Source organism: Streptomyces recifensis, assembly GCF_002154615.1.
Lineage (GTDB): Bacteria > Actinomycetota > Actinomycetes > Streptomycetales > Streptomycetaceae > Streptomyces > Streptomyces griseoluteus.
In genome coordinates, this window is the sequence record NZ_MUNH01000819.1 from 1 (window position 1) to 535 (window position 535).

The 535-nt window shown below is 70.1% G+C and carries 1 protein-coding gene; it reads right to left on the reverse strand.

Annotation, left to right across the window (positions count from 1 at the left end; all coding sequences use genetic code 11):
- A partial coding sequence (locus CCN33_RS30030) for an ABC transporter permease subunit (protein WP_140394768.1) occupies positions 1–535 on the reverse strand: 535 nt, incomplete at both ends.

A 535-nucleotide genomic window follows, 5' to 3' on the forward strand; every position in this document is an offset into this window, starting at 1 on the left:
CCGAGCGCGGCGGCGGCCTCGCGCTGTCCGGAGTCGACGGAGAGGACTCCGCCCCGGACGATCTCGGCGGCGTAGGCGGCCTGGTGGAGGGTGAGGCCGATGACGGCGGCGCCGATGGTGCCGATCAGGCTGTCGCTGTCGACGGACCAGAAGACGGGACCGAAGGGGATGCCGATGCCGAGGCGTTCGTAGAGGGCGCTCAGATTGAACCAGAACACGAGCTGCACGATCATCGGGATGGACCGGAACACCCAGATGTAGGTCCAGGCGACGGTCTGCAGCACCGGGCTGTGCGAGAGCCGCATGAAGGCCAGCACGGTGCCCAGGAGGAAGCCCAGCACGGTGGCGTAGGCGGTGAGTTGGAGGGTGACCCAGACGGCCTGGACGATCGTCTCGGACAGGACGTAGTCGCCGAAGACGCGCCACTCCCAGACCGGGTTGGTGGCGAGCCCGTGGGTGAACTGGGCGACCAGCACGAGGACGGCGGCGGCCCCGGCCCAGCGGGCGGGGTGCCGGGCGGGGACGACCTTGAAGG